General features: G+C 45.8%; 1 protein-coding gene. It reads left to right on the forward strand.

What is annotated here, in order from left to right:
• Positions 1 to 1,795 (forward strand): SprB repeat-containing protein (locus LZZ90_RS13930; RefSeq protein WP_237791314.1); only part of this gene is annotated, 1,795 nt, incomplete at both ends.

A 1,795-nucleotide genomic window follows, 5' to 3' on the forward strand; every position in this document is an offset into this window, starting at 1 on the left:
GTGTTTTGGAGGTTCAAACGGATCAATCAATCTAACTGCATCTGGCGGAACTGCACCATATACATATCTTTGGACAGGCCCAGGAGTAAACGCTTCAGCAGAGGATCAATCAGGATTGTCTTCAGGAACTTATAGCGTAACGGTGACAGATAATAAAGGATGTACTTTTACTTTATCCAATATTCAAGTGACTCAACCGGCCGCTGCGCTTTCAGCTTCAGAATCTCATGTGAATGTTTCTTGTTTTGGAGGTTCAAACGGATCAATCAATCTAACTCCATCTGGCGGAACTGCACCATATACATATCTTTGGACAGGCTCAGGCGTAAATGCTTCAGTAGAAGACCAATCAGGCTTGTCTTCAGGAACTTATAGCGTAACAGTGACAGATAATAAAGGATGTACTTTTACTTTGTCTAATATTCAAGTTACTCAACCGGCCGCTGGACTTTCAGCTTCGGAAACTCATGTGAATGTTTCGTGTTTTGGAGGTTCAAACGGATCAATCAATCTAACTGCATCTGGCGGAACTGCACCATATACATATCTTTGGACAGGCTCAGGCGTAAATGCTTCAGCAGAAGATCAATCAGGCTTGGCAGCAGGCGCATACAGCGTACTGATCACCGATGCTAACGGTTGTACTTCATCGGCGAATATTACTTTAACCGAACCGACTTTACTTGAAAACGCCCATACAGAATCCGATTTTAACGGTTATAACATTGCTTGTAACGGAGGAGTAAACGGCAGTATTGATTTAAGCGTAAGCGGCGGAGTAGCTCCATACAGCTATGCTTGGAGCGGCGCGGGCGTAAATGCTTCAGCAGAAGACCAATCAGGCTTGGCAGCAGGCGCATACAGCGTACTGATCACCGATGCTAACGGTTGTACTTCTTCGGCGAATATTACTTTAACCGAACCAGCCTTACTTGAAAACGCTCATACAGAATCCGATTTTAACGGTTATAACATTGCTTGTAACGGAGGAGCTAACGGCAGTATTGATTTAAGCGTAAGCGGCGGAGTAGCTCCGTACAGCTATGCCTGGAGCGGCGCAGGCGTAAATGCTTCAGCAGAAGACCAATCAGGCTTGGCAGCAGGCGCGTACAGCGTTCTGATTACTGATGCTAACGGTTGTACTTCTTCGGCGAATATTACTTTAACCGAACCGACTTTACTTGAAAACGCTCATACAGAATCCGATTTTAACGGTTATAACCTTGCTTGTAACGGAGGAGTAAACGGCAGTATTGATTTAAGCGTAAGCGGTGGAGTAGCTCCATACAGCTATGTCTGGAGCGGCGCGGGCGTAAATGCTTCAGCAGAAGACCAATCAGGCTTGGCAGCAGGCGCATACAGCGTACTGATCACCGATGCCAACGGTTGTACTTCATCGGCGAATATTACTTTAACCGAACCGACTTTACTTGAAAACGCTCATACAGAATCCGATTTTAACGGTTATAACATTGCTTGTAACGGAGGAGCAAACGGCAGTATTGCTTTAAGCGTAAGCGGCGGAGTAGCTCCGTACTCGTATGCCTGGAGCGGTGCGGGCGTAAATGCTTCAGCAGAAGAACAATCAGGCTTGGCAGCAGGCGCATACAGCGTACTGATCACCGATGCTAACGGTTGTACTTCATCGGCGAATATTACTTTAACCGAACCGACTGAATTAGTAGCTTCAAAAGTTGAAGGAAGTATTGCTTGTTATGGAGGTTCAACCTCGGTTAATATTATAGCATCAGGCGGAACACCACCGTACACTAATGCAGGTTCTCACACAGTTTCA

The organism is Flavobacterium sp. SM15 (assembly GCF_022012335.1).
Lineage (GTDB): Bacteria > Bacteroidota > Bacteroidia > Flavobacteriales > Flavobacteriaceae > Flavobacterium.